The sequence below is a fragment of the Streptomyces sp. FH025 genome, from assembly GCF_017427025.1.
Classification (GTDB): domain Bacteria; phylum Actinomycetota; class Actinomycetes; order Streptomycetales; family Streptomycetaceae; genus Kitasatospora.
Genome location: NZ_JAFLNG010001009.1, coordinates 1 through 2,018, shown reverse-complemented (window position 1 = coordinate 2,018; position 2,018 = coordinate 1). Strand labels below are relative to the sequence as shown.

2 protein-coding genes are annotated in these 2,018 nt (G+C 72.2%); one reads left to right on the top strand and one right to left on the bottom strand.

Annotated elements, in window-relative coordinates:
• Positions 1 to 239: 239 nt before the first annotated feature.
• A complete protein-coding gene (locus J0670_RS36710) occupies positions 240 to 602 on the bottom strand; it encodes a hypothetical protein (RefSeq protein WP_207817112.1) in 363 nt (120 codons plus the stop codon).
• A 538-nt stretch (positions 603 to 1,140) separates the two neighbouring features.
• Between J0670_RS36710 and J0670_RS36705 the strand changes: the two genes are divergently transcribed.
• The gene (locus J0670_RS36705; RefSeq protein WP_207817111.1) at positions 1,141 to 1,971 is read left to right on the top strand and encodes an AraC family transcriptional regulator; all 831 of its coding nucleotides are present in this window, start codon (positions 1,141 to 1,143) and stop codon (positions 1,969 to 1,971) included.
• The last annotated feature ends 47 nt before the right edge of the window (positions 1,972 to 2,018 follow it).

Sequence of the window (2,018 nt, the reverse complement as noted above, 5' to 3'; positions counted from 1 at the left end):
AAACCCGGCTGCTGCTGGTGCACGCCGCCGCCCGGATGCCGGTCGGGGTCGGGCACGGAGGGGCCGGCGGTCGCCGGGTGGGCCGCCGGACTCGACGGCCGCCCACGCGAAGCGCCCGGCTGGGAAACCCCAGCCGGGCGCATGTGTGAACTGCTCGCGGCCTGATCAAACCGGCCACGTGTGGCGACTCCTGGAAACCGTCCCGCAGCCGCGGAGCCCTCGGCGTCGGGGACGCCGGGTCAGTTGGCCGGACCCCAGACCCAGTAGCCGGTGTTGGAGGAGTAGACGCCCACCGACAGGGACTGGCCGGGGCCGTCGTAGACCCAACCGGAGAGGCTGCCACCGGTGCTGTACCACTTGATGGAGTTGGCGTTGTTGTCCCGAATGGCGAAGGCACAGGTCGAGTCGTTGCGGTTGGGGTCGGCCTGCATGTAGTCGTGGCCGTTGATCACCGTGATCTGCTCGGTGACCTCACAGGCACTGCTGTTCCAGAGCACGTAGTTGGCTTCGGTCGCCGAGGCGGTGCCGGCGGCGATCGTGACACCGAGGACCGGGAGCGTGGCCAGGACGGCGACGCGCTTGGCGATGTGTGACATGCGCATGCGGAATCCCCTTGCGGTGTGTAAGGTCGTGGATCGCTGTGCGAGTTCAGGTTGACCGCCCGGTGGCACGGAGGTCTTGGACGAATGCGCGCGGGCCAGCTCAGGGTGACGGTCGGCGCCGGCCAAGGGTGTCCGGACCGTCGACAGGGTCGACGGCGGGTGGTGAGGGTGGCGAGGTTCGGCTGAGCAGGCAGGCCTTGCAGCCAAAGGGGGCGGGGCCGCAGCTCCCGATCGCGTACGAGTCGCCGGGCGCGGTGGACGGCCGCAGCTCAGTACCGGCACCGTCGACGATCGGCAGCCAGGTGTTGGCGGTGGTTCCGTGGAGCGCCCGACCGCACTGTGCGCCGGGCCGGGCCGAGGGCGGGCAGCGCGGCCCGGGCGGCGGCGCGCCTGGTGAAACGGAGCTTGCGCGTACGCATGGTGGCTCCTGTTCGGTGACCGAGGAGAGCGGGGCTTCCGTCTCACCGGGCTGACGTGGCAGGGCCGTTGGCGTCTTGGACAAATGCAGGCGACTCGCGCGGGGGAGACGAGAGTGTCCTTGGCATGCACGGAAAGCGAGCTGACGGTCGGCCGCCCCGGGGGCGGGTTGAGGGGCAGGGTGGTCGGCTACTACGGGTTCCGCGCGAGCAGACGTGGGTGCCACCTGGTGGTGCCCGACGGCTTGATCTGGATGGTCTTCGGCTTCGGGGCGCCGATCCGGATCGCCGACGCCGCCGGGCGGGAGCCGGCGGTGGAGGCGGTCTCGCTGGTCCGTCCGGTCCAACTGACTGCGGTGGAGGTGCGGTTGCCGCCGCTGGCGCAGGGGGTGGTGGCACTGGTGACCCCGCCGACCGCGCACCGGCTGTCCGGGATCCCGATGACCGCCTGGGACGGCCGGGAACTGGAGCCGGCCGGGTTGCTGGGTGTGCCGTCGGCCGTACTGGGCGGGCGACTTGCCCGCTGCGGCGGCTGGCCGGAGCGATTCCGGCTGCTCGACGACCTGTTCCGGCGCCGACTGCACGGCGGGCCGCCCGGCCATTCGCAGGTCGACCGGGCCTGGCACGCACTGCGGCGCACCGGTGGACGGGTGCCGATCGAGCACCTGGCCGCCGACACGGGCTGGAGCCGGCGCTATCTGGAGCAGCGCTTCGCCGAGGAGGTGGGCCGCTCACCGAAGGCGATCGCCCAGGTGCTGCGGCTGCGGACGGCGGTGCGCCGGATGGCGGCGGGTCTGCCGCTGGCCGAGGTGGCGGCCCGCGCCGGGTTCTACGACCAGTCGCACTTCAACCGGGTCTTCAAGGCGATGATGGGCTGTACCCCCACCGGGCTGCCGGCCAGGCGGCTGGGCAGGGAAGGGCTCGGTACAGGGCTCAGGGCAGGGCTGGGGTGAAGGCGGCCGGCCGGTCGGCGTCCAGACGATAGGGTGCGCCGGATCAC

Coding starts and splice junctions, on each gene's coding strand:
- J0670_RS36710 (WP_207817112.1), bottom strand. CDS start 602: ATGCGCATGTCACACATCGCCAAGCGCGTCGCCGTCCTGGCCACGCTC.